Annotated in this window: 20 protein-coding genes; 3 read left to right on the top strand and 17 right to left on the bottom strand. The window is 34.5% G+C overall.

Translation table 11 applies throughout. The features are described 5' to 3' along the window. Positions 1-5 precede the first annotated feature (5 nt). From rpe to metG, 11 genes are all read right to left on the bottom strand, one after another. The gene (gene rpe, locus HMPREF2811_RS05785; protein WP_071408504.1) at positions 6-668 is read right to left on the bottom strand and encodes a ribulose-phosphate 3-epimerase; all 663 of its coding nucleotides are present in this window, start codon (positions 666-668) and stop codon (positions 6-8) included. Positions 669-683: 15 nt separating this feature from the next. Further along, entirely contained in the window at positions 684-1199 is a 516-nt protein-coding gene (locus HMPREF2811_RS05780) for a YjbQ family protein (protein ID WP_071408503.1), read from the bottom strand. Position 1200: 1 nt separating this feature from the next. Continuing rightward, entirely contained in the window at positions 1201-1485 is a 285-nt protein-coding gene (locus HMPREF2811_RS05775; RefSeq protein ID WP_071408502.1) for a PTS sugar transporter subunit IIB, read from the bottom strand. A gap of 26 nt (positions 1486-1511) precedes the next feature. Beyond that, positions 1512-2807: a PTS galactitol transporter subunit IIC gene (locus HMPREF2811_RS05770; protein ID WP_071408501.1), complete on the bottom strand. Its 1296-nt coding sequence runs from the start codon at positions 2805-2807 to the stop codon at positions 1512-1514. A gap of 36 nt (positions 2808-2843) precedes the next feature. Beyond that, entirely contained in the window at positions 2844-3299 is a 456-nt protein-coding gene (locus HMPREF2811_RS05765) for a PTS sugar transporter subunit IIA (protein ID WP_071408500.1), read from the bottom strand. Between the two features lie 2 nt (positions 3300-3301). Next, positions 3302-5248: a BglG family transcription antiterminator gene (locus tag HMPREF2811_RS05760; RefSeq protein ID WP_071408499.1), complete on the bottom strand. Its 1947-nt coding sequence runs from the start codon at positions 5246-5248 to the stop codon at positions 3302-3304. A gap of 270 nt (positions 5249-5518) precedes the next feature. Beyond that, complete coding sequence (locus HMPREF2811_RS05755; protein WP_071408498.1) at positions 5519-5752, bottom strand: Veg family protein; 234 nt, start codon at positions 5750-5752, stop codon at positions 5519-5521. 566 nt (positions 5753-6318) lie between these two features. Then, complete coding sequence (gene rsmA, locus HMPREF2811_RS05750) at positions 6319-7191, bottom strand: 16S rRNA (adenine(1518)-N(6)/adenine(1519)-N(6))-dimethyltransferase RsmA (protein ID WP_141749267.1); 873 nt, start codon at positions 7189-7191, stop codon at positions 6319-6321. Beyond that, entirely contained in the window at positions 7188-7745 is a 558-nt protein-coding gene (rnmV, locus tag HMPREF2811_RS05745; RefSeq protein WP_084801976.1) for a ribonuclease M5, read from the bottom strand. The genes rsmA and rnmV overlap by 4 nt, the downstream gene beginning before the upstream one ends. Further along, the gene (locus tag HMPREF2811_RS05740; RefSeq protein ID WP_071408495.1) at positions 7745-8524 is read right to left on the bottom strand and encodes a TatD family hydrolase; all 780 of its coding nucleotides are present in this window, start codon (positions 8522-8524) and stop codon (positions 7745-7747) included. The genes rnmV and HMPREF2811_RS05740 overlap by 1 nt, the downstream gene beginning before the upstream one ends. A gap of 72 nt (positions 8525-8596) precedes the next feature. Then, positions 8597-10627 carry a methionine--tRNA ligase gene (gene metG / locus HMPREF2811_RS05735; protein WP_071408494.1) on the bottom strand — a complete coding sequence of 677 codons (2031 nt, stop codon included), beginning with the start codon at positions 10625-10627 and terminating at the stop codon, positions 8597-8599. A 168-nt stretch (positions 10628-10795) separates the two neighbouring features. On the opposite strand from metG, the gene HMPREF2811_RS05730 reads away from it, so the two are divergent. After that, positions 10796-11314, top strand: coding sequence for a hypothetical protein (locus HMPREF2811_RS05730; protein WP_071408493.1), 519 nt, complete (start codon positions 10796-10798; stop codon positions 11312-11314). A gap of 122 nt (positions 11315-11436) precedes the next feature. On the opposite strand, the gene tkt is transcribed toward HMPREF2811_RS05730, so the two are convergent. The 6 genes from tkt to HMPREF2811_RS11575 form a co-directional block, all read right to left on the bottom strand. Further along, on the bottom strand, positions 11437-13428 hold the full coding sequence (gene tkt / locus HMPREF2811_RS05725) for a transketolase (RefSeq protein ID WP_071408492.1): 1992 nt from the start codon (positions 13426-13428) through the stop codon (positions 11437-11439). 293 nt (positions 13429-13721) lie between these two features. Beyond that, complete coding sequence (lepB, locus tag HMPREF2811_RS05720) at positions 13722-14246, bottom strand: signal peptidase I (RefSeq protein WP_071408491.1); 525 nt, start codon at positions 14244-14246, stop codon at positions 13722-13724. 126 nt (positions 14247-14372) lie between these two features. Further along, the gene (locus HMPREF2811_RS05715; protein ID WP_071408490.1) at positions 14373-14987 is read right to left on the bottom strand and encodes an NUDIX hydrolase; all 615 of its coding nucleotides are present in this window, start codon (positions 14985-14987) and stop codon (positions 14373-14375) included. Then, entirely contained in the window at positions 14980-15792 is an 813-nt protein-coding gene (locus HMPREF2811_RS05710; protein WP_371441404.1) for a hydrolase, read from the bottom strand. The genes HMPREF2811_RS05715 and HMPREF2811_RS05710 overlap by 8 nt, the downstream gene beginning before the upstream one ends. Before the next feature lie 297 nt (positions 15793-16089). Further along, positions 16090-17007, bottom strand: coding sequence for a helix-turn-helix transcriptional regulator (locus HMPREF2811_RS05705; RefSeq protein WP_210386554.1), 918 nt, complete (start codon positions 17005-17007; stop codon positions 16090-16092). A 503-nt stretch (positions 17008-17510) separates the two neighbouring features. Continuing rightward, positions 17511-18209, bottom strand: coding sequence for an ArsR/SmtB family transcription factor (locus HMPREF2811_RS11575; protein ID WP_210386553.1), 699 nt, complete (start codon positions 18207-18209; stop codon positions 17511-17513). A gap of 172 nt (positions 18210-18381) precedes the next feature. Between HMPREF2811_RS11575 and HMPREF2811_RS05695 the strand changes: the two genes are divergently transcribed. Together HMPREF2811_RS05695 and HMPREF2811_RS05690 are read left to right on the top strand one after the other, a co-directional pair. Continuing rightward, positions 18382-18600, top strand: coding sequence for a cation transporter (locus HMPREF2811_RS05695; protein ID WP_071408489.1), 219 nt, complete (start codon positions 18382-18384; stop codon positions 18598-18600). A gap of 201 nt (positions 18601-18801) precedes the next feature. Then, the gene (locus HMPREF2811_RS05690; protein WP_071408488.1) at positions 18802-20688 is read left to right on the top strand and encodes a heavy metal translocating P-type ATPase; all 1887 of its coding nucleotides are present in this window, start codon (positions 18802-18804) and stop codon (positions 20686-20688) included. The last annotated feature ends 511 nt before the right edge of the window (positions 20689-21199 follow it).

Here is a 21199-nt window from a genome sequence, read left to right as displayed (position 1 = left end):
GATGATTATCTCACTTCCTCTAATGATTGATACAACTTATTAATTTGCTCACGCGGATTATCTTCTCCATTAAAAATATATCCTCCTGATACAAAAATATCCGCTCCTGCTTTTTTACATGTTTTAATCGTTTGATTATCTATTTTCCCATCTACTTCAATAACATATCGATAATTATTTTTCTTTCTTAGTAAATCTAACTGCTCTATTTTAGATACTGTCTCAAGAATAAAATGTTTGTTTTCAGTTCCTGGATTAATCGTCATAACTAGTACTTGATCAACTACTGATAAAATTGGTTCAATGAAACTGACTGGTGTTGCAGGATTAAAGGTGATACCTACCTTAGCTCCAGCTTCTTTTACCATTTGAATAACTCTCATTGCATGATTAGTTGCTTCAATGTGAAAGGTAACAATATCTGCTCCAGCTTCAACAAACTTTTTTACAATTTTCTCTGGAGTTTCTATCATCAAATGAACATCAAACACAACATCGGTGAAAGGTCGTATATCCTTAATAAAACTTGGACCAAATGCCATATCCGGTACAAAACACCCATCCATAACATCAATATGTAGATAATCAATATTCTTTTCTTCTAATATATTAAATAAATCTTTAATTTCTAGAATAGATGCATTTAACAATGATGGTGCAATTGACATTCTAAATCCCTCCGCTTATTCTCCCATTATCATAATATTTATCGTTCTTATTCGTTCTCTTAATTGATCCCAATCAACAAAATAAACTCGCCCCATATCTCCCAACAAAAGCTTTCCATCTTTTATAATTAATGACATTGAGTTTGTCCCATAAATCGAAGAACGCAAATGAGCATCTGTATTCAACATAACCCACTTTTCTGCAGGATAATTAGGATCTGATAAGCTTGTGCCAAACTCAATATGTTTGGGCCCAGGACTATTATATTGGTTTTCACTAGCCATTTTAGGAACTAATGATTCCATTATATTATTAATATCAACATGCAAATAGTCATCACCAAAATAATTTGTATCATGCATTGTCTCTTCAAAGAACAAAGAACATGTAGTGTGTGGACTTGAAATGATTAAAACACCATTTTTAATCCCACCTATATCTACTATATTTAAAATATCTTTGCGAATATCATGATACGATGGACGTCCCGCTACAGTGTTAATCGTTAATTGGTTATGATGCACCTTCATTTTAGACACCTAATCTCTTTTTTATATCTGTATAAATTGCTTCAGTACCAATTCCCGTTAACAAGCCTAATCCATTAGTAACCTTATCTTTAATACTATCTGGTACAATTGTCGTGCTTACCACTGCGTCATACTCATCAATTTTATTTAATTCATCAGATATTTTAGATTGATAAATTTTCACTTTGTCTTGTAAGGCTTCTTCTTCTAACCATTTTGATAATTTCGCTACTGCAATTGTTGATGTTGCGTGACCTGCTCCACATACTACTAATAATTTTTTCATGTTAACCTCTTCTTTCTAAATTTATTTTACGCTTTTTTCACTTTATTCATATAAATAGATATACCTACTAAAACTCCCCCTAAAATTACGATACCAAATATTCCAAGATAAGAAGCTAATAAAACAAATAATCCTACTGGCCATAAACCTGATAATAACATCGTCACTAAACCTGTGGTTCCAACGTCAAAACTAGCTAATGCAAATACATCAGTAACAACTGGAGCTAACCATGTTGAGATATAAAAGGTTGTAACAACATATAACGAACAACCTACTAAAGCTCTTACAATATTCCCTTTGAAATAAGGAATCATTAAACAAATTGCAAAAGCAAAGAAAGCTAAATCACCGAATGGCAATACTTGGTTTCCAGGAAGAGCTAATGCTAATAACAATGATATTGGCACTAACTTTAAAGAAGTTGACATAATAGTTGGATGTCCGACAGTCAAGGCAGCGTCCATACCAATATAAACTTGACGTCCATTTAATTTCTTATTTGCAAATTCTTTTGCTGCGTCTGCAATAGGCATTAATCCTTCCATAAACATTGCAACCATTTTTGGCATAATTTTCATTACAGCTGCTGTTGAAATTCCTAAATTACCAATTCCAGCTGTGTCATAACCAGCCATAATTCCTACTATTATACCAATAATTAAGCCAATAATAACCGTATCTCCTAAGATACCAAATCGCTTCGTTAATGTTTCTGCATCTGCATCAATTTTATTAAAACCTGGAATACGATCAAAAATCCAATTCATTGGCTTGGCAAATAAAATACCTGATAACCCCATCATGTGAGTAATAGCTATCCCCGGATATCCAAAAAATTCACTCACTGTTTCTTGAGTTCGATCCGCTAAAAACCATTGTAAAATAACCGCTACGATTGCACCAATTAATCCGAACCAAAAGTTCCCAGTCACAGATTGTGTAATCATTCCTAGAAAAATTGGAAACCAAAAATTCCAAATATCAACATTTAATGTTTTAGTCCATCCTAATACCACAAAAACTAAGTTAAGTATTAGAGAAATAGGAATCATCAGAATTCCTATTGATGTAGAAAATGCTAAAGGACCTCCAACACCTACTCCAATATCAAGAATGTTCAAACTACCACCGTATTGTTCTCCCATTTTTTGAATAGCAGTTCCTAAACCCTCAGATAGTAAATTTAATACTAACCCTAAGCCAATTGAACCTATACCAACAGTAATCCCTGAAATAAAAGATTTACTAGGTTTTAGACCAAATAAAATACCAATTACAAAAATAATTAATGGCAGAAAAACGTTTGAGCCTAACCCTATAAACTATTTAATACTAAATCCATCTTACTCGTCCTCCTAATAAACTCCAGCTGAATGCACTATCTCAATAAATTGTTCTTTTGTCGTGCAGCTTAATAATTCTTGTACTCTTTCTTGATTTTGAAATAGATTAACTAAGTTTTGCAATGTATCTATTTGTTCATGCGGTTGTGACATTGCTAGCATAAACACCAGACTAACAGGTATTTCACGTTCTTTATTTGTCATATCATAAAACACAAGCGGTTCCTTCAATGAAGCAAAACAAATTTGAGAGTTGTTCACATGAATAGAGTCTGTATGTGGGATAGCAAAACCAATTTGATTAATCTCTAATGCTGTTGGAAATTCTTTTTCACGATTTATTATTCCTTCTAAAAAACTATCTTTAACACAGCCGTTAGTGACTAACTGTTCAGACATTACTTTGAATAATTCCGCTTGATTCTTCACTTCTAATTGAAAAAGACATAACTCTTTGTCTAAATACATTTTTATAACTCCTTCTTTTGAAATAATTCTAATAACTTATAACTATCATGAATCTTTACCAAATGATCTACTGTTTCCTTTTGCCCAATAAATTGGTATAACTCTTCATAAACTCCTCTGATTTCAGAACCATCTTCCTCAGCTAAACTAACCATAATAACCAGTTTAATTTTTCTGTCACCCCAATTAACAGCCTTTTTCAGTGACAGAATAAAAACATTTGATTCAACTACAGTCGTTGGATTAGCATGTGGTAAGGCGACACCACTATCTAGGTTTGTGTTTCCCATCTTTTCTCTGGAAAAGATTGACGTACGAAATTCATCTGTTACTAACCCTTTTGCTTCTAATTCAGAAATCATCAAATCTAAACATTCTTCCTTACTTTCAACTTGTACTCTAGTTTTCACTAAAGATGGTTTAACAAATTTAGAAATCGCTGAAATCTTCACTTCTTTTGAAATCAAATCATTTTGTATTATATGAGAGGTATCTTCAATTAAATATTTAGTATAAGCTTCCATAATGTTCATATAGTCTGTTTTACTTACCAATGGAGATACTTTTACTAATGGAATACCTCCACTATCAAACGTCAGAGAGGAAATAATTAAGTCTACCTTTCTAATTTCTGCAGAATGAAATTTATCTAATGTAGAAATTTCCACATTATCCTTAGCAGGTAAAAAACGACGAACTTTATTATAAATTAACTGCGCTGAAGACATCCCATACTGACAAATAATTACAATATTATTTGCCTTCGACTGATCTTCTATTGCAATTTGAAAGTGTATCAATATTAATGAAACCTCATCATCATTTAATGTTACATCAAATTCTTCTTCAATGAATGACATAGCATACCATACTATGCTAAACAATTCAGAGTATTGTAACTTAATACTATCTAACAATGGATTTTGAATCTTAATGCCTTTTTTCAAACGTAGAATCATTGCGGGCACATGATATAATAATGATAAATATAATCGATTATTTTCAGTCAAATCAATTTTCTCTATTTCACTCATTCTTTCAACCAATTTATAAATAGTTAATGAATACTCTTTATTGCTCGATTTAAAATTATTCGTCACACGATGAGCAAATAATTGACGACACAAATATTCCTTGTCAGAATCAAAAAATGTTAAGCCTAATTTCTTCTGTAATTCTTCTATCAATCCATTTGCTACAATATATGTTTCCATGTAGCGTATGCTATTGAATAAGAACTCTTCTTCTACAGATAAATGATAATCTTTCATTAATCGATTACACTGAATCACTAATGTTGAAAGTAGCGAACGAACATAGTAATCAGAGACTTTTTCAGTTAATTCATTATACTCATTAAACAATAAATCATAAATTACACGAACTATTTTTGAATCAAATAGCATATTCAACACTTGTAAAAATGTGTTTTGTTCCATATCATTTGCGTAAAAAAACACAAGCTGCTTAATTGACCGTTGAATTGCTTGTTCATTTCCGGTGAAACTAATTCCTTCTAAAGAAGATTGTAACTTAACTTCGTCACTTCCAATAATACTATTGATAATCTTTAAGTCATTGTATAACGATGTCTTACTAACCAGATATTTTTGTGATAAATCCGTTAAAGAAACAGGTTTATCACCAAATAATATTTCCTTAATAATTTCAACACGTCGTTTTTCTGGAGAAAAAATATCATTCTCAAGAAGCTTTTCTACTTCTACAATTAATTCATTGACAATTTTAGCATCACCAACTAATTTAATACCTAATGACGGCTGCTTTTCAATTTTAGCATTGTAATTAGCCACATAACTTTCTAAAACTTCAATATCTTGATAAATCGTTTTGGTCGACACTGCCAATTTATCACTAAAAAAAGAAGCAGGTTTAAAGTCTTCTTCTCGACTTAATAATTTCAATAAACTTACTTGTCTTTCAATCAAAACTTTTCACCTCTTTATACTAGTATTCTTAACCTCTTTTCAATATTTATACTATCATACGAAACCCCTTTCCTCAATTACATCTATTTCATGAACAGTTGTGGAAGTATGTTGTAAAAGAATGAAATATAATAAGCTTATTTACATAATGACCCTTGATATTTTAGAAAATTTTTTGGATTTTTAAAACTGTGTCATAATTATTGGATATCAATTTTGGTTCAATAAAAAAACGCCTATCCTTCCGGATAAGCGTTCTACTTTATATGATTATACAAACTCAACATCAATCGAGTGTGTTAATACATCACTGTAACTATAAGACACACGATCGATATTATTATCATCTTGGTCTAAATCTACGACAAATACTGAACGATAAGTCTCCCTCAAAACGCCACGACGCTCGCGTTTTTTCTTACGGCCCATTTGGACGGTGACGATGATTTCTTCACCTAAGTTTTTATCTAAAAGTGACTTGATTTCAACTAAATCTTTTGGCATTGTCTCAACCCCTTCACGAACCATTATAACATATTTTAGATAAATAATCAATTTTAACATAACATATATGTCATAGCAAGCAAATTTTCAAAATTTTTCCTTACTTTTTTGCCTAAAATTGTCAAAAAATATGTTTTACATAAACTAGAACATAAGGAGTCGTGGCTGTAGTGAATCTCTATTCTATCTAGAGTTCTGCCAAAGAGGTGAGGATGGAAAAAGGCAAATCTTTAAAAATTCTGTTTGTTTTATGACGCAGAAGCTGAGTGGCATCATACTGCGTCTTAACAAGTCTGGTCATCAACTTAATAAATTCAGTCTAGTTGTTGATCGTTAATTAACAGCTCAGGAGTTGAGCTGCATCACACTGCGTCTTAAGGAACTGTTTGAGACCTACTAAACTATGCGAGAGTTGGACAAAAAAAGCGAAATTCAAACGCTCTTCTACCTCTTGCTCAGCCCCTTAATCATAACCTAAGTAAGAATACTATTACTCCTGAGCCGTCTTCCATATTTTCAAATACTTTTTAGTTCGTTCAAAGCTCTGTATTGAAAATCGTTAGTGTTTAATAGATTGCATTGTATAATCGTTGATAGTCTTCTAAGGTTAAGGACTCCGCTCGACGTGCCTTTTCAATATGAGCTTTATCTAATGCCGTCTCCAGTTGCTCCAAACTTAAGTCTAAATCTTTTGCAGCATTTCTTAAATTATTCCAGATTGTTTTTCTTCTTTGAACAAAACAGATCTGAATTAAATGATGAAACTTTTCTAAATTATCAACTTCAGCAATGGGGTGCTCTAATCTCGTTAAGCTTAAGACAGCAGAATCGACATTAGGTTGTGGAATAAACACACTTTTTGGAACAATAAATGCTATTTCCGCATCCATCGTATTTTGGATAGCTAAGGTCAATGAGTTATATGATTTTGTATTAACAACAGCTGTCATTCTTTCGGCTACTTCTTTTTGCATCATCATTACTAATTGATCAAATTTTAAGTTGCTTTCAATTAAATTCATAATAATCGGGGTAGTAATATAATACGGCAAATTGGCTACAACCACCAGTCGCTCAGCATCATGTAAATTTTGATAGATTGAATCGTTGAAATTCACTTTTAAAATATCTTGATGATGAATCGTGACATTATCATAATCGCTTAAAGTTTCTTTTAGTATTTCAACAAATCGTGAATCAATTTCGAAGGCAATCACCTCTTTAGCACTTCTTGCTAAAAATTCAGTGAGGGCGCCAATTCCTGGTCCTATTTCTACCACAGTTGTATGGTGATCGATTTGACCAGTTTCAATCATTTTATCTAAAATTTGAGGTTCAATCAAAAAATTCTGACCTAAACTTTTTTTCATTTTGATGTCATAACGACGCATAATATCAACCGTTCGGGTCGGGGTTGCGATAGGACGAAACTCTCTCATAATGACTCCTTTTCATATAATACAGCTTGGATTTGTTCTAAGGTAATGTTATATTGACTTAATTTTTTTTGCAATTGCTTACCATTGAGGTGGCCTAATCTAAAATGCTCACTGACTATTTTTCTACGGGATTTGGCATCTTTGTGTCCGATTAGCCTTAATTTTACCAATTCAATCATCGGTATTGACACCAAATTTTCTGTTTGTGGACTTATTAAATTAGATAAAGCTTTCTTGATTGCATGTGGTTGTGCATGCTCAATGCCTAAGCTGGCGCCATTTTTTCCACTGTCGGCTTCTTCTTGGGTCAAATAAGCTTGTTTGGCCTGTGGGACAATTTGAGTGACAATTTTCCGGATTCGTTCTCCTTGGTAGTCAGGATCAGTAAATATAATGATATCAAACTTTTCACTCGCCGCTTTAATTTGTTCTTGAGTTTTACGGCTAACAGCCGAGCCATTCGTCTCGATTGTTTTAATGTTTGAGCCAAATGTTTCTACCAATCGTTTGGTATCATCACGACCTTCAACAATGATGACTTCATTTGGTACCATTATGCTTCTGGCTCCCATCTGAATAGTTTAAACGCATTACGGGTTGTTTCTTCGGCCACTTTTTCAATCGTCCATTCTTTTACTTGAGCCATTTGTTCCGCTACAAAATATACATACGCTGGTTCATTACGTTTCCCACGATATGGCATTGGAGCTAAATAAGGGGCATCAGTTTCAATTAATAAACGATCTTCTGGAACGACTAAAGCTGCTTCTCTTACTTCATTGGCTTTTTTAAAAGTTAGAACGCCACTAAAACTGATATGCATCCCTAAGTCTAAAAACCGCTGTGCTTCTTCGGCATTGCCACCAAAACTATGCATGATTCCCCCAGCTTTAGGGATCCCTTCTTCTTTCAGTATTTTATAGGTATCTTCCGTAGCATCACGGTTATGGATGGTAATCGGCAGATTATGTTCTTTAGCAATGGCAATTTGTCTTCTAAAGACTTTCTCTTGCACCTCTTTGGCGTCCCTCATCCAATAATAATCTAATCCTATTTCACCAAGCATTTTAACCTTCGGCAAAGTCAACCATTCTTCTAATTTTCTTTCAAATTCCGGATTATAATTTCCTGCTTCTGTTGGATGGCAGCCTACTACACTTAATATATTAGAATATTGATTACTTAAAGCCAAGCTTTTATGAATGGTCGGTTCATCAAAACCAACTACTGCCATATACTCAACCTGTTGTTGTTTTGCATTCTCAATGATTTCGGCTTCTATCCCATCAAATTGATTGGCATTCAAGTGGGTATGGGTGTCAAATAATTTCATTTTGAGTCCTTTCTTTTGATAACTAAACCCGAAAAGCAATGAATACTTTTCGGGTTCACACTCGGTTTATGCTTACCCGATTAATGCGCCATTCGGTGCATCATCTGGTGCAAATAATAAGCTTAATTGTCCTTGGTTTTCTGCTGATAAAATCATTCCTTGACTCACATATCCCATCATTTTACGTGGTTTTAAATTCGCTACAATGGTAACTTTTTTACCAACTAAATTTTGATATTCTGGATAATATTTAGCAATCCCGGATAATATTTGACGATGACCTTTATCTCCTGCATCTAATCGGAATCTCAATAATTTATTAGAACCTTCAACAGGAGCCACATCGATGACTTCAGCTACTTTCATTTCCACTTGAATAAATTGATCAAATTCAATATTCGCTACTTCTTCATGGACTAATTCAGTCGCTTCAGGGTTCCATGTTGGATCATCCACTGTTGGATTCTCTGAAATAGTCTCATTGCCACCTGTCATTAAGTCCTTAATATATTGAACTTCCTCATCGACGTCTAAACGTGGGAAAATAGGCTCACCTTTTTTAATTACTTGCGCATTATTTGGTAAGTCGCCCCATTTAACTGTTTGTAAATCTTGTTCTAATTCTTGAGTTAATCCTAATTGTTCAAAGATTTTTGATGGCGCTTGTGTCATAAATGGTCTTAATAAATGTCCGACAATACGTAATACTTCAGCTAAGTGATTCATAACTGAACGCAATTGACCTACGTTCGCTTCCGCTTTTGCTAAAACCCAAGGGGTAGTTTCATCGATGTATTTATTCGCACGTGAAACAATTTTCATGACGTGGTCTAGCGCTGAATTAAAGCTCATTGAGTCCATACTTTGATGGTAAGCTTTAATCTCTTCTTCCACAAAGTTTTCGAAAATTGCATCGACCTCATTGGCAACTAATTCTGTCGTTGGAATTTGGCCACCGAAGTATTTATTCATCATCGCGATGGTACGATTTAATAAGTTACCTAAATCATTTGCTAATTCAAAGTTTACTCGGTTAACAAAATCCTCTGGCGTAAAGACAGCATCATTACCTTGACTCATTTCACGCAATAGATAAAAACGAGTCGCATCCAGTCCGTAACGTTCAATTAATTGTCCAGGGTAAATCGTATTGCCTTTTGATTTAGACATTTTGCCATCTTTCATTAGTAACCAACCATGAGCATATACTTTTTTAGGTAAAGGTAACCCTAATGCCATTAACATCGTTGGCCAATAAATCATATGGAAACGACTAATGTCTTTTCCAATCACATGTACGTCTGCTGGCCAGAATTTATCATAATTTTCTGTGTTGTCACTTCCATAACCAAGCGCTGTAATATAGTTTGTCAATGCGTCAATCCAAACATACACCACATGTTTAGGATTAGATTTTACAGGTACTCCCCATGAAAATGTTGTTCGAGAAACAGCTAAATCCTCTAATCCAGGTTTAATGAAGTTATTAATCATTTCATTCTTACGAAATTCTGGTGTAATAAAGTCCGGATGTGATTCATAATATTCTAATAAACGATCCGCATACTTACTCATACGGAAAAAGTATGATTCTTCTTTGACTAATTCAACATCATGTCCACTTGGAGCTTTACCACCAATCATCTTACCATTTTCATCACGATAAACTTCTATCAATTGACTCTCCGTAAAGTACTCTTCATCACTAACAGAATACCAACCTTCATATTCGCCCAAATAAATATCATCTTGTGCTAATAATTGTTCAAAAATTTGTTGTACCGCTTTTTCATGGTAATCATCAGTGGTACGGATAAAGCCATCATTGCTAATCTCTAAATCTTGCCATAACTTTTTGATACGATCTGCCATTTCATCGACATAAGCCTTTGGTGTTTGTCCTAAGTCAGCAGCTTTTGTTTCAATTTTTTGTCCGTGTTCGTCAGTTCCGGTTAAGAAATAGACATCATATCCCATTAGACGTTTGTAACGTGCCATCGCATCACAAGCTAAGGTTGAATAAGCATTTCCGATATGCAAATTACCACTTGGATAATAAATAGGTGTTGTAATATAATAAGTTGGTTTTGTTTGATTGGTCACAGATGAGTGCCCCTTTCTATTTTTATCATTCTTTCATATTATAGCACAACGCCTCTTTTTGTGAAACAATACCATGAATTTAGCTCTAATTTTTACATCCTATAAAACGCTTAATAATCTCCTGTTTTTATGTTAAACTATGCTTATTGAACTTAAAGGAGTCTCTATATGAAACATAGTCCCATTATTCAAGAAAATTTAGATAAACTGGAAACACCAAAAGAAAAAATTAGCTATTTACTCTACGCATATAAAGAATGGATTATATCGATTGCGATTATCTTGATTTTTACATTTAGTATCGCTTTCAGCATCTTATTTAAAGAAGAGGCAAACTTAACTATTCGCATAGTAAGCGATGTGCCGATTGCTGAGCAAACATTAGAGGGTATAAAATCACAATTGAATGATCAATTCGAAGAACCCGTCGCGATTGATTTGAATAACTTTTATTCGATGGAGCAATTTCAAGTGTTAACCGTTCAATTAGCCGCACAAGAAATAGATTATGTCGTTTTTCCAGAAAACTTATCCGATGAAACTTTCCAACTTCAAATTGAAAACGTCCAAGAACCTTCCGTTTTTTCACTAAAACAAGATGAACTTCAATTTAACTTTTATAAAACTTTTAGTAAAACGGAAAATCCCTTTGCCGAACAAATTGAATCAAAACTGACATCTCGTTAAGTTTTATATTGACACACTCTCAATTAATTTTCTGAAAACTTGATTAAGGTATATAAAATCTTAAAATAAGTCAAATAGCGCCTGGTCACAATAGACCGGACGCTATTTTAACTTGCTAGGTATTAATTAAATGCTGTTAAGTATTGTTCTACAATATTTTCTACTGTAAAGCCATAATCAGCCACTACTTCTTCACCCTTTCCAGATGATCCGAAGCGATCAATTCCGATAGTAACACCATCTAAGCCGACATATTTTGCCCAGCCGAATGTTGCTCCCATTTCAATTGATAAACGATTACGTACCGCATTAGGTAGAACCGTCTCACGATATTCTTTTGATTGTTCATCAAATAAGTTCATCGCTGGCATTGAAACGACTGAGACGTCATGCCCTTTTTCAGCTAACGCTTTTTGAGCTTCAACAGCTAAACTTACTTCTGAGCCACTTGCTAATAAGATACCGCTTGGGACATCACCTTTAGCTGGTGATACCACATATGCTCCTTTACGAACGCCAGCTTCTAAAGTATTACTATCAACGTCTAATACCGGAACATTTTGACGCGTTAACACTAACATCGTTGGACGGTCTTTAGATTCTACTGCAATCTTCCATGCTGCGATTGTTTCATTCTCATCAGCTGGACGAATCGTATTTAAGTTCGGCAATGCTCTAAAGGCTGCTAATTGTTCAATCGGTTCATGAGTTGGGCCATCTTCTCCCACCGCAATTGAATCATGTGTCATGACATAAGTAACTGGAATGTTAGAGATAGCTGATAATCTTACCGCTGCTTTTAAGTAGTCAGTAAAGACAAAGAACGTTCCACCATAAACACGTGTTCCACCATGTAATTGTACTCCGTTCATAATGGCTGCCATTGCGAATTCTCGTACACCAAACCAAATGTTGCGGCCAGCACGGTTTTCCGGCATAAAGTCAGTTTCAGCGCTTACCATTGTTTTGTTTGAACCGGATAAATCAGCAGAACCTCCCCAGAAATAAGGAATTGCTTCTGATAATTTTTGAATAACACGACCATTTGAATTACGTGTCGCATCTGCTTTACTACCATAATCCACATATTCTAAGGCTGTTTCAAAGTCTTCTGGTAATTCTCCATTAAATGCCGCTTCAAATTCAGCAGCTTTTTCAGGATGACTTGCTTTATAATCTTCAAATACTTGATGCCATTCTTCATAAGCATTTAAACCACGTTCTTGGATATTTAATTTGAAATCAGCCGCTGCTTCTTCTGGTACAGTAAATGCTTCATTTGCCCATCCATAATATTCTTTAGTAGTCGCCCAACCATCGGCTCCTAATGGTGCTCCATGGACTTTGGAAGTCCCTTGTAATGGTGAACCGTATCCAATAACAGTTTTGATCTCGATAATGGTAGGCGCTTGGGTATGAGCTTTTGCTTCTTCAATTGCTTTAGAAATCGCATCCACGTCATTTCCATCTTCGACACGGAGATAATGCCAATTTTGAGATTCAAAACGTTTCTTAATATCTTCATTAAACGCCATGTTTAAATCTCCGTCTAATGAAATATCATTTGAATCATATAAAACAATTAATTTATCTAGTTTTTGTCTTCCTGCAAATGAAATAGCTTCATAAGAAATACCTTCCATTAAGTCACCATCACCCACTAATGCGTAAGTGTAATGATCAATTAATTTATGTTGTTCAGTATTAAAAATCGCAGCAGTATGCGTTTCTGCTAAAGCCATCCCCACTGCTTGTGCAATCCCTTGTCCTAATGGACCGGTTGTCGCTTCAACCCCTTGTGTATGTCCTACTTCAGGATGCCCAGGCGTTTTACTACCTAATTGACGGAATTGTTTTAAATCTTCAATCGTTACATCAAATCCCGCAACATGTAATAAACTGTAAAGTAAAGCAGAGCCATGACCAGCAGATAGAACAAAACGATCACGGTTCACCCATTTTGGTTCAGTTGGCGTAATATTTAAATGCTTTGTCCACAATGCATAAGCCATTGGAGCAGCTCCCATTGGTAAACCTGGGTGTCCAGAGTTAGCTGCTTCAATCTGCTCGATACTCAAAGCACGAAGTGTATTAATAGATAATTGGTAATTCATACAGTCATAACCTCCTAAATTGATACTTATATTATACCATCTGTCTATAAATTTATTAACTACAAAATTAATGTTAATGAACAAGACGGCTCATATTGTCTACATTATACAAATAATAGCGGTTTATTTCCATTTTTTATGTTCCATTATCGAAACTTTATATGTTCGTTTTTATTAATATGAAAGCGATATGATTAAATAAACAATTAACTACACCCTAAAAACCACACCTAAACACTCACTTTTATTGATTATTAGAAAACGAGTTTGAAAAAGTCCAATCCTCGTTTAAACTATTCGATCACCTTTAGTCGATTTAAAGGCCAGTAAACAAAATATAATTTAGACAAAATTTTATCTTTATGAATACTACCTATCATTCTACTATCTACCGAATGCATTCTATTGTCTCCGAGCACAAAATATTCATCTTCTGGTATTTTTTCAACAATAAAATCTTTTGTAAATTGTTTCCATTCTTTTTTCTTTTGTTTTAAGAATGGTTCGTCAATAAATTTATCATTGATATATAGCTGATCATTTTTATATTCAACTTTGTCTCCAGGTAAACCTATAATTCTTTTAACATATAATTTTTTTTGTTCGGGAATATCAATGATTACCACATCAAATCTATCAATATTGAAATAATTAATTCCAATTACTTTCTCGCCATGTGCTAAAGTATAATCCATTGAAGGACCTTCAACTGAGTACATAGGGAATATGAAAAATCTTAACGAAAGTATTACTAAAAATAATGCAATCGTATACTTATTTTCTATAAAAAAACGCTTTAAATAATTTAGAATGGTCATATATGAATTCTCCTTTTAATATTATAAAAAGTGTTTTCGTATTATTGGTTGGTTGTTATAGTACATTATATATTAATTTTAGGAGGAATAGTTATGAAGAAAAAGTTTTTGTTGCTTTTATCTTTATTAGTCAAAAGTCACTTGCCAGTTTTTGCCTTGCTGACGTGCTTGATAACATAACAGTATTTGTTCCTTTGATGTTTTATTTACCATTAATTCAGGCAAATCATCAACTGAGAAAAACTTAGCCGCAATTGTTTCCGAGTTTTCTGTAAAAGAACCCGCTTTATATAGGCATTCCACAAAAACTTTAACTATTGTATAGGGGTTCTGACCAGGATTATGAAGATTACGATCTTGAAGTGAAACTAATTTAACAACTTCTGCTTCTATACCTGACTCTTCATAAATTTCCTTTAATACATTAGAACTGATCGTCTCCGTAACATCCATCCAACCACCGGGCAAAGCCCATAGTCCATCCTTTTCTTGTACCAATAATATTTGATTATCTTTCCAAACAGCTCCACGTGTGTCGATCTTAGGTGTTTGATATCCAGAATCTTCTAATCTTAATTCCGCTATCACTTGAAGACTAGTATTGGCTAATACCGACATCATTTGATGAGACATTTCTTTAATTCGTTCATAACGTTCTTCATCATAGATATCTTTCGTATAATACAATCCTGATTGAGCCAAAGCATGAAGTTCTCTCGCCCACTCTAACCAGTTAGTCATGCGCTTTTTGCCCCTCCCGGTACCGTTTCATTAACTCTGCAAAAATTTCTGCAGAAGTAGGTGGTGTATAGGTAATAGCATTGGCTCCAGCTCTAATCGTTTCTTTCACTAGATCACCAGTGGGTCCACCAGTTGCAATAATAGGGACATCTGGTCCGACTTCTTGACGGATATGTTTGACTAATTCAACCGTCTTAGCACCACCTGAAATATTAAGCATCGTAGCTCCCGCTGCCAATTTACCTTTAAAATCATCTTGAAAACTCGAAATAGTCGCAATTAATGGAATATCAATATGTTCTCTAATTTGAGAAATCACTTCATTCTCCATTGGAGCGTTGACAACAACACCGTAAGCCCCTAATTGCTCTGCTTGAAAAGCCAAGTTAACACTTCTTAAACCAGTGGTAGTCCCTCCACCGACCCCAACAAAAACTGGTACCGAAGAAACATCAATAATTGATTGCATAATCGTCGTTTGAGGCGTAAAAGGATAAACAGCAATAACCGATTGTGCATTAGAATTACGAATAATGGCAACATCAGTAGAAAATAGTAACGATTTGATTCGCTTACCAAAAATCAAGATACCTGACGCTTCATAAATTTCTTCAGGTACTTCCACAATTCTAGAACGTAATTTCGATTGAAAAACCGGTACATTTTTCCGATTAGGCACTTCGACATCGTTAATGATGACCACTGATTGATTGTCATCATCTAATTCCGTTCTAATTGATTCATAATGAGTAATATTATATTGATTAAAATTCTTTTTGTTCATTTCGTTTGCTTCGTTCGTCATTTAGATACCTCGCTTTACAAAAATTTTGATACAAATAAAGTATACGGATTTTAAAGATTCAATGCAAAGAAAAATTTTTGCGAAAAGACGTTGATTCGTGCTTGTCAGATAGGCTTATACACCTAACCTATTTTAGCCCTTTTATAGGCCTCTTGTCACTTTCTTAAATAGACCAATTACATCATCAACCAATCTTGGTCGCTTCATTAATGTGCAACGGACACCAAAAAATTGAGGGTGCCTGTTCGAATATAGTTTTTAGTATTAATCGCAATAGCTAATAGCTTATTTCTAATATTAATGTTTGGTATGTAAGGCGCGATACTCGGTAGGTATGACATCATAATATTCCTTGAAGACTTTTGAGAATTTGCTCTGGCTCTCATAGCCAACTGCATTCGCAATTTCTTTAATACTTTTTGGTGTTTCAGTTATTAAGCGAGCAGATGCTTGCATGCGATGTTCTGAAATATGCGAAGCAATCGATGTTCCATAAACGGCCTTAAATACTGATTTTAACGTTGTTGGATTAATTAAAAATTGACTGGATAATTCCTCAATAGTAATGCGCTGATGTAAGTTATCTAATAAATACTGGTGAATATTACGGATAACTTCTACTTGCTCAGACTGATATTCTGTTAAGCGATGTTGACGCTCCATCGGAAATTTATTCAAATATAATAGGAGTTCGATAACTTTAAGTCGCCAATAGGCGAATTGTAAAGCTTCAGGTTGATCATAAAATGCCGAAAAGATAGTATCACTGTCCTGATTCCCGATTAAAGCTGAAAAACCATCATTTTGACAAAATTTATCTAATAAAGCAGTGCCAGTGATACCGGTATTTTTTAATAGTGCTGGTGCATTATTTGAAAGACGGTCCAAATCAATATAAATTGTCAGTCCTTCATAATATTCATTGGGCAAAGTAATGGTAGAACGAGCACAACAGTCCATCGTATGAATTGAAAAATCATGCTCGCCTAAATAAAAACTGTTACCATCACTCAATTTCCAACCCATTCGCCCTTTATAACAATAATTGATTTCTAATATATGGTCTAAAGGCTCATGAATATCAGTTCGCTGATCACCTGTTAAAGTCATAAAAGCCAGCTTGATACCGTCATATAAGTCGTAAATAACGACATTATCTGAATGAGTAATGGATTGAACGCTCTTTTCTAATGGTGTGATAGGATGATCGATCATATGCTCTACTCCTTATTTTCTAGCACTTATTTTAATTTTGAAAGTTTTTGCGGTGGTCGATAGTCCTGATTGCAATTCTTCCTATTATTGTTAGCAAACATTTTGGCAATGAACATTACATTTTTTCTATCGCTTGAACGGTAAGTGATTGACACAAACTTTATGATTTGAATGGGGTTGTTTAACATATCTTGCGTAACTTTAAGTAAGACTGATTGATATAACATGCGTAACTTTAAGTAAGACTGATTGATATATTATGATTGGCTTAAAGAAAGACTGATTGATATATCATGATTAACGTAAATAGTAGATGATTGACGTTAACGCTGCTCCGACATGAACAGCGGTTAATTGCTATCAAGTATGTGATTTGATTGATAGCTGAATGCTATTAATTGTGTGACAGGATTGATGGTAGATCTTCATCAAAGGAGAACTAAAACGCATCATTTACCTGTACATTTTTCGATTACTTTCGCACATTTAACAAACAATGATTTCTAATTTTTATGTTCTGGGCAAGTAATCTTCAAAACTTTTTCAATCATTTGATGTAATAACATACTTTGCTCAGTATTAGCTGCTCTATAGTAGACCTCTTTTCCGACCCGTCGACTTGAAACCAAGCCTTTATTACGTAAAGCTCTCAGATGATGTGAAATAGCTGGACTAGACATGTTCATCATCGCTGAAAGATTCAGGACACATTCCTCACAGTGGCATATCAACCAGAATAAACGAATACGGGTTGAATCACTCAATTGCTTAAACAACTCAGAAACGATTTGAAAGTGTTCAATATCATTAAGCTGTGCTAATAAGGTATTATCAATCACTTCATGGTGGTCATGCGGTAACTTTATCGCTGATTGACTATGGGGTGTTTGAGAAAAGTTAGTCACATCTGTATTATGATTGCTTTGTGACAAGTTCGTTGCTTCATTTTGACTGTTGGGCGGCAATATCGTTGCTTCATTTTGACTGTTTAGAGGCACGCTTGTTTTCTCGTTATTAAATGTATCTTGTGCGCTATCTGATAGAGCGTCATCTCTTTCATCTTGACCGTTAGATAACAAGCTTTCATCTAGGTCCTCTGTCAGTTTCAATGGTGCTTTATGATTTCCTTCTTTTATTGCATCAGCTGAAAAAGCACTTACTTCTTTATTTTCTGCATTTGGCGATAATTTACTTTCAGACATTAAATAATCCTTTCTTTGCTCTATTTAGCAATATATTTGGCCCGTTTGGTAGGGAATCCCCGATTGCATTGACTTCAACTTATGTTAGAATTATACTACAGCTATAACGATTAAACAAATACTTAATTGTTTAATCGAGTTTAAAGTTAATTTCTAAAAGGAGCGATTAAATATGAAAAAGACATATAAAATTGAAGTAGACTGCGCTAATTGTGCCAACTTAATGGAAGATGCAACCAAAAAAATTAATGGTGTTGCAAATGCGACTGTCAACTTCATGACACAGAAAATGATGGTTGAATTTGAAGCTGAAAACGATCCAAAAACCGTTATGAATGGAGTCTTAAAAGCTTGTAAAAAAGTAGAACCTGATTGTGAAATTGCCTTTTAACCATTAGTTTAATTAAATTGAAATGAGAATATTTCAACAAATAACACTTAATGATAACCACATTAATGCTGTAGAATGTCTAACAGGATTAACGGAATTTGTATTAATGGTGCCTATATCAACTCATGGCACAGTTAAGCTAAAACTTCCATACAAGTATTTAAAAAATAGCCATTCAAACGAATAGAGGAGGAATGGATGATGACAAAAAAACAGAAAAAAATGTTAACGAGAATTATTATCGCGACCGTCATGATTGTTCTATTGAATGTTATTCCGGTAAGCGGTTTGCTTCAATTATTACTGTATTTAGCGACCTATTTAATCATTGGTCATGATATTTTAAGAAAGGCCTGGCTTGGTATTTTAAACCATCAAGTTTTCGATGAAAACTTTCTAATGGCTGTCGCAACTATTGGTGCTTTTGCATTAGCCATCTATTCTGGTAGCGCTGATTACAATGAAGCCATTGCAGTCATGTTGTTCTATCAAATAGGTGAGTTTTTTCAAAGTTATGCTGTCGGAAAAAGTCGTCAGAATATCTATGAGCTGATGGATATTCGACCTGATTACGCTAATATTGAAAAAAATGGTCAACTTGAAAAAGTCGATCCTGATGAAGTTGCCGTTAACAGCGTGATTGTGGTTCAACCAGGTGAAAAAGTCCCTCTAGATGGCATCGTCCTAGCAGGAAGCTCAAGCCTTAATACAAGTGCCTTAACCGGGGAAAGTTTACCCCGTGATGTCAGGGCAGGCGATGAGATTATCAGTGGATGCATCAATATGACAGGCGTGTTAAAAATTCAAACAACCAAACCATTTGGTGAGTCCACCGTTTCTAAAATATTAGAGTTGGTTGAAAATTCCAGTTCTCGTAAATCAAAATCAGAAAACTTTATTTCGAAATTTGCTAGAATTTATACTCCCGTTGTATGTTATAGTGCATTAGCTTTAGCGATACTACCACCACTCGTTCAACTATTATTTTTAGGACAAACTGCTCAATGGGGTATTTGGATTTATCGGGCACTCACTTTCCTAGTCATTAGCTGTCCATGCGCCCTTGTCATTAGTATTCCACTTAGTTTTTTCGCTGGTCTTGGTGGTGCTAGTAAGGAAGGTGTTTTGATTAAAGGTTCCAATTATATGGAAACTTTATCTCAAGCTAAATATATTGTCTTCGATAAGACTGGTACTCTAACCCAAGGTGTATTTGAAGTTAATGGTATTCACCATAATACACTATCCGAGGACCAGCTATTAGAATATGCTGCTTTAGCAGAATCTGCCTCTTCCCATCCGATTAGTCAAAGCTTGCAAAAAGCTTATGGAAAAACCATTGATCGCAATCGTGTTACGGATATTAATGAAATAAGTGGCCACGGTGTTATCGCTAAAGTGGACGGACATGAAGTCGCAGCCGGTAATAATAAGTTGATGAATAAGCTGAGTGTTAGCTACTCTGATTGTCATCAAGTCGGTACGATTATCCATATCGCGATTGACGGTGAATATGCGGGTCATATTGTTATTTCTGATAAATTAAAACCTCATGCCTACGAATCCTTAAACGAATTAAAAAAAGCCGGTGTTAAAAAAACAGTGATGTTGACAGGCGACGCTAAACAGGTTGCTGATGAAGTAGCACATTCTCTTGGCATTGATAAAGTTTACAGTGAATTATTGCCGGCCGATAAAGTCACTAAAGTAGAAGAGTTATTGGCGCAAACAGCAGACAAAGAAAAGCTAGCTTTCGTTGGAGACGGAATCAATGATGCACCTGTCTTAATTCGTGCTGATATTGGTATTGCGATGGGTGCGATGGGTTCTGACGCTGCGATTGAAGCAGCAGATGTAGTATTAATGGATGATGATCCTCTTAAGATTGCGAAAGCCATCAAGATTTCTAAAAAATGTCTGCGTATTGTCCACCAAAATATTACTTTGGCCTTAATGATTAAATTCGGCTGTCTAGCACTTGGCGCCGTCGGCATTGCTAACATGTGGTTTGCAATCTTTGCTGATGTTGGTGTAATGATTATCGCTGTCCTAAATGCCATTCGAGCACTCCGTGTCCATGATCTATAATCGGTATGTAAACCATAGCTTTTGAAAGTTGTAGTCTGAGATTTTTTTAGGGACTTGGTTAGCTAAATTCATTAGGGAAATCTAATTTACTAGGAATGGTAAATAGAATAACTAGGATATATCTATGGTTGATGATAATAAACGAAAATGACTAAACTGACCATGCTGAATGATTGAATTAAGTTAATTAGGAAATTGATTAGATTAGTTTAACTATACACTTACAGAAGACTTCTCCGGATAGAGTCCATATAATAGTGTAAAAAGATTACCTCAATTATTTTTGTAACTGGGGAAAGTTACGTGCAACAAATTGGGTAATCTTATTGTAACTTTTATACCTCCATAACTGATACAATGTTTTTAGGAAAATAACTGTTGGTCACCTAAAAACAAAAAAGATAATCCTCTGCCATACTGTAAGTAGCTAAAACACACAGAAAGGTAGAGGATTATCCATAAGTATTATAACACATATTCGGGTCTTTGACAGTTTCATCTCTCAAAAAGT

It is taken from the genome of Globicatella sp. HMSC072A10 (assembly GCF_001811625.1).
GTDB classification, from domain to species: domain Bacteria; phylum Bacillota; class Bacilli; order Lactobacillales; family Aerococcaceae; genus Globicatella; species Globicatella sanguinis.
This window is presented reverse-complemented; position numbering and strand designations above follow the sequence as displayed.

Excerpts from the sequence above, each read along its gene's own strand:
- rpe (WP_071408504.1), bottom strand. The coding sequence starts at position 668 with ATGTCAATTGCACCATCATTGTTAAATGCATCTATTCTAGAAATTAAA.
- HMPREF2811_RS05780 (WP_071408503.1), bottom strand. The coding sequence starts at position 1,199 with ATGAAGGTGCATCATAACCAATTAACGATTAACACTGTAGCGGGACGT.
- HMPREF2811_RS05775 (WP_071408502.1), bottom strand. The coding sequence starts at position 1,485 with ATGAAAAAATTATTAGTAGTATGTGGAGCAGGTCACGCAACATCAACA.
- HMPREF2811_RS05765 (WP_071408500.1), bottom strand. The coding sequence starts at position 3,299 with ATGTATTTAGACAAAGAGTTATGTCTTTTTCAATTAGAAGTGAAGAAT.
- HMPREF2811_RS05755 (WP_071408498.1), bottom strand. The coding sequence starts at position 5,752 with ATGCCAAAAGATTTAGTTGAAATCAAGTCACTTTTAGATAAAAACTTA.
- rsmA (WP_141749267.1), bottom strand. The coding sequence starts at position 7,191 with ATGAGAGAGTTTCGTCCTATCGCAACCCCGACCCGAACGGTTGATATT.
- rnmV (WP_084801976.1), bottom strand. The coding sequence starts at position 7,745 with ATGGTACCAAATGAAGTCATCATTGTTGAAGGTCGTGATGATACCAAA.
- HMPREF2811_RS05740 (WP_071408495.1), bottom strand. The coding sequence starts at position 8,524 with ATGAAATTATTTGACACCCATACCCACTTGAATGCCAATCAATTTGAT.
- HMPREF2811_RS05730 (WP_071408493.1), top strand. The coding sequence starts at position 10,796 with ATGAAACATAGTCCCATTATTCAAGAAAATTTAGATAAACTGGAAACA.
- tkt (WP_071408492.1), bottom strand. The coding sequence starts at position 13,428 with ATGAATTACCAATTATCTATTAATACACTTCGTGCTTTGAGTATCGAG.
- lepB (WP_071408491.1), bottom strand. The coding sequence starts at position 14,246 with ATGACCATTCTAAATTATTTAAAGCGTTTTTTTATAGAAAATAAGTAT.
- HMPREF2811_RS05715 (WP_071408490.1), bottom strand. The coding sequence starts at position 14,987 with ATGACTAACTGGTTAGAGTGGGCGAGAGAACTTCATGCTTTGGCTCAA.
- HMPREF2811_RS05710 (WP_371441404.1), bottom strand. The coding sequence starts at position 15,792 with ATGACGAACGAAGCAAACGAAATGAACAAAAAGAATTTTAATCAATAT.
- HMPREF2811_RS05705 (WP_210386554.1), bottom strand. The coding sequence starts at position 17,007 with ATGATCGATCATCCTATCACACCATTAGAAAAGAGCGTTCAATCCATT.
- HMPREF2811_RS11575 (WP_210386553.1), bottom strand. The coding sequence starts at position 18,209 with ATGTCTGAAAGTAAATTATCGCCAAATGCAGAAAATAAAGAAGTAAGT.
- HMPREF2811_RS05695 (WP_071408489.1), top strand. The coding sequence starts at position 18,382 with ATGAAAAAGACATATAAAATTGAAGTAGACTGCGCTAATTGTGCCAAC.
- HMPREF2811_RS05690 (WP_071408488.1), top strand. The coding sequence starts at position 18,802 with ATGACAAAAAAACAGAAAAAAATGTTAACGAGAATTATTATCGCGACC.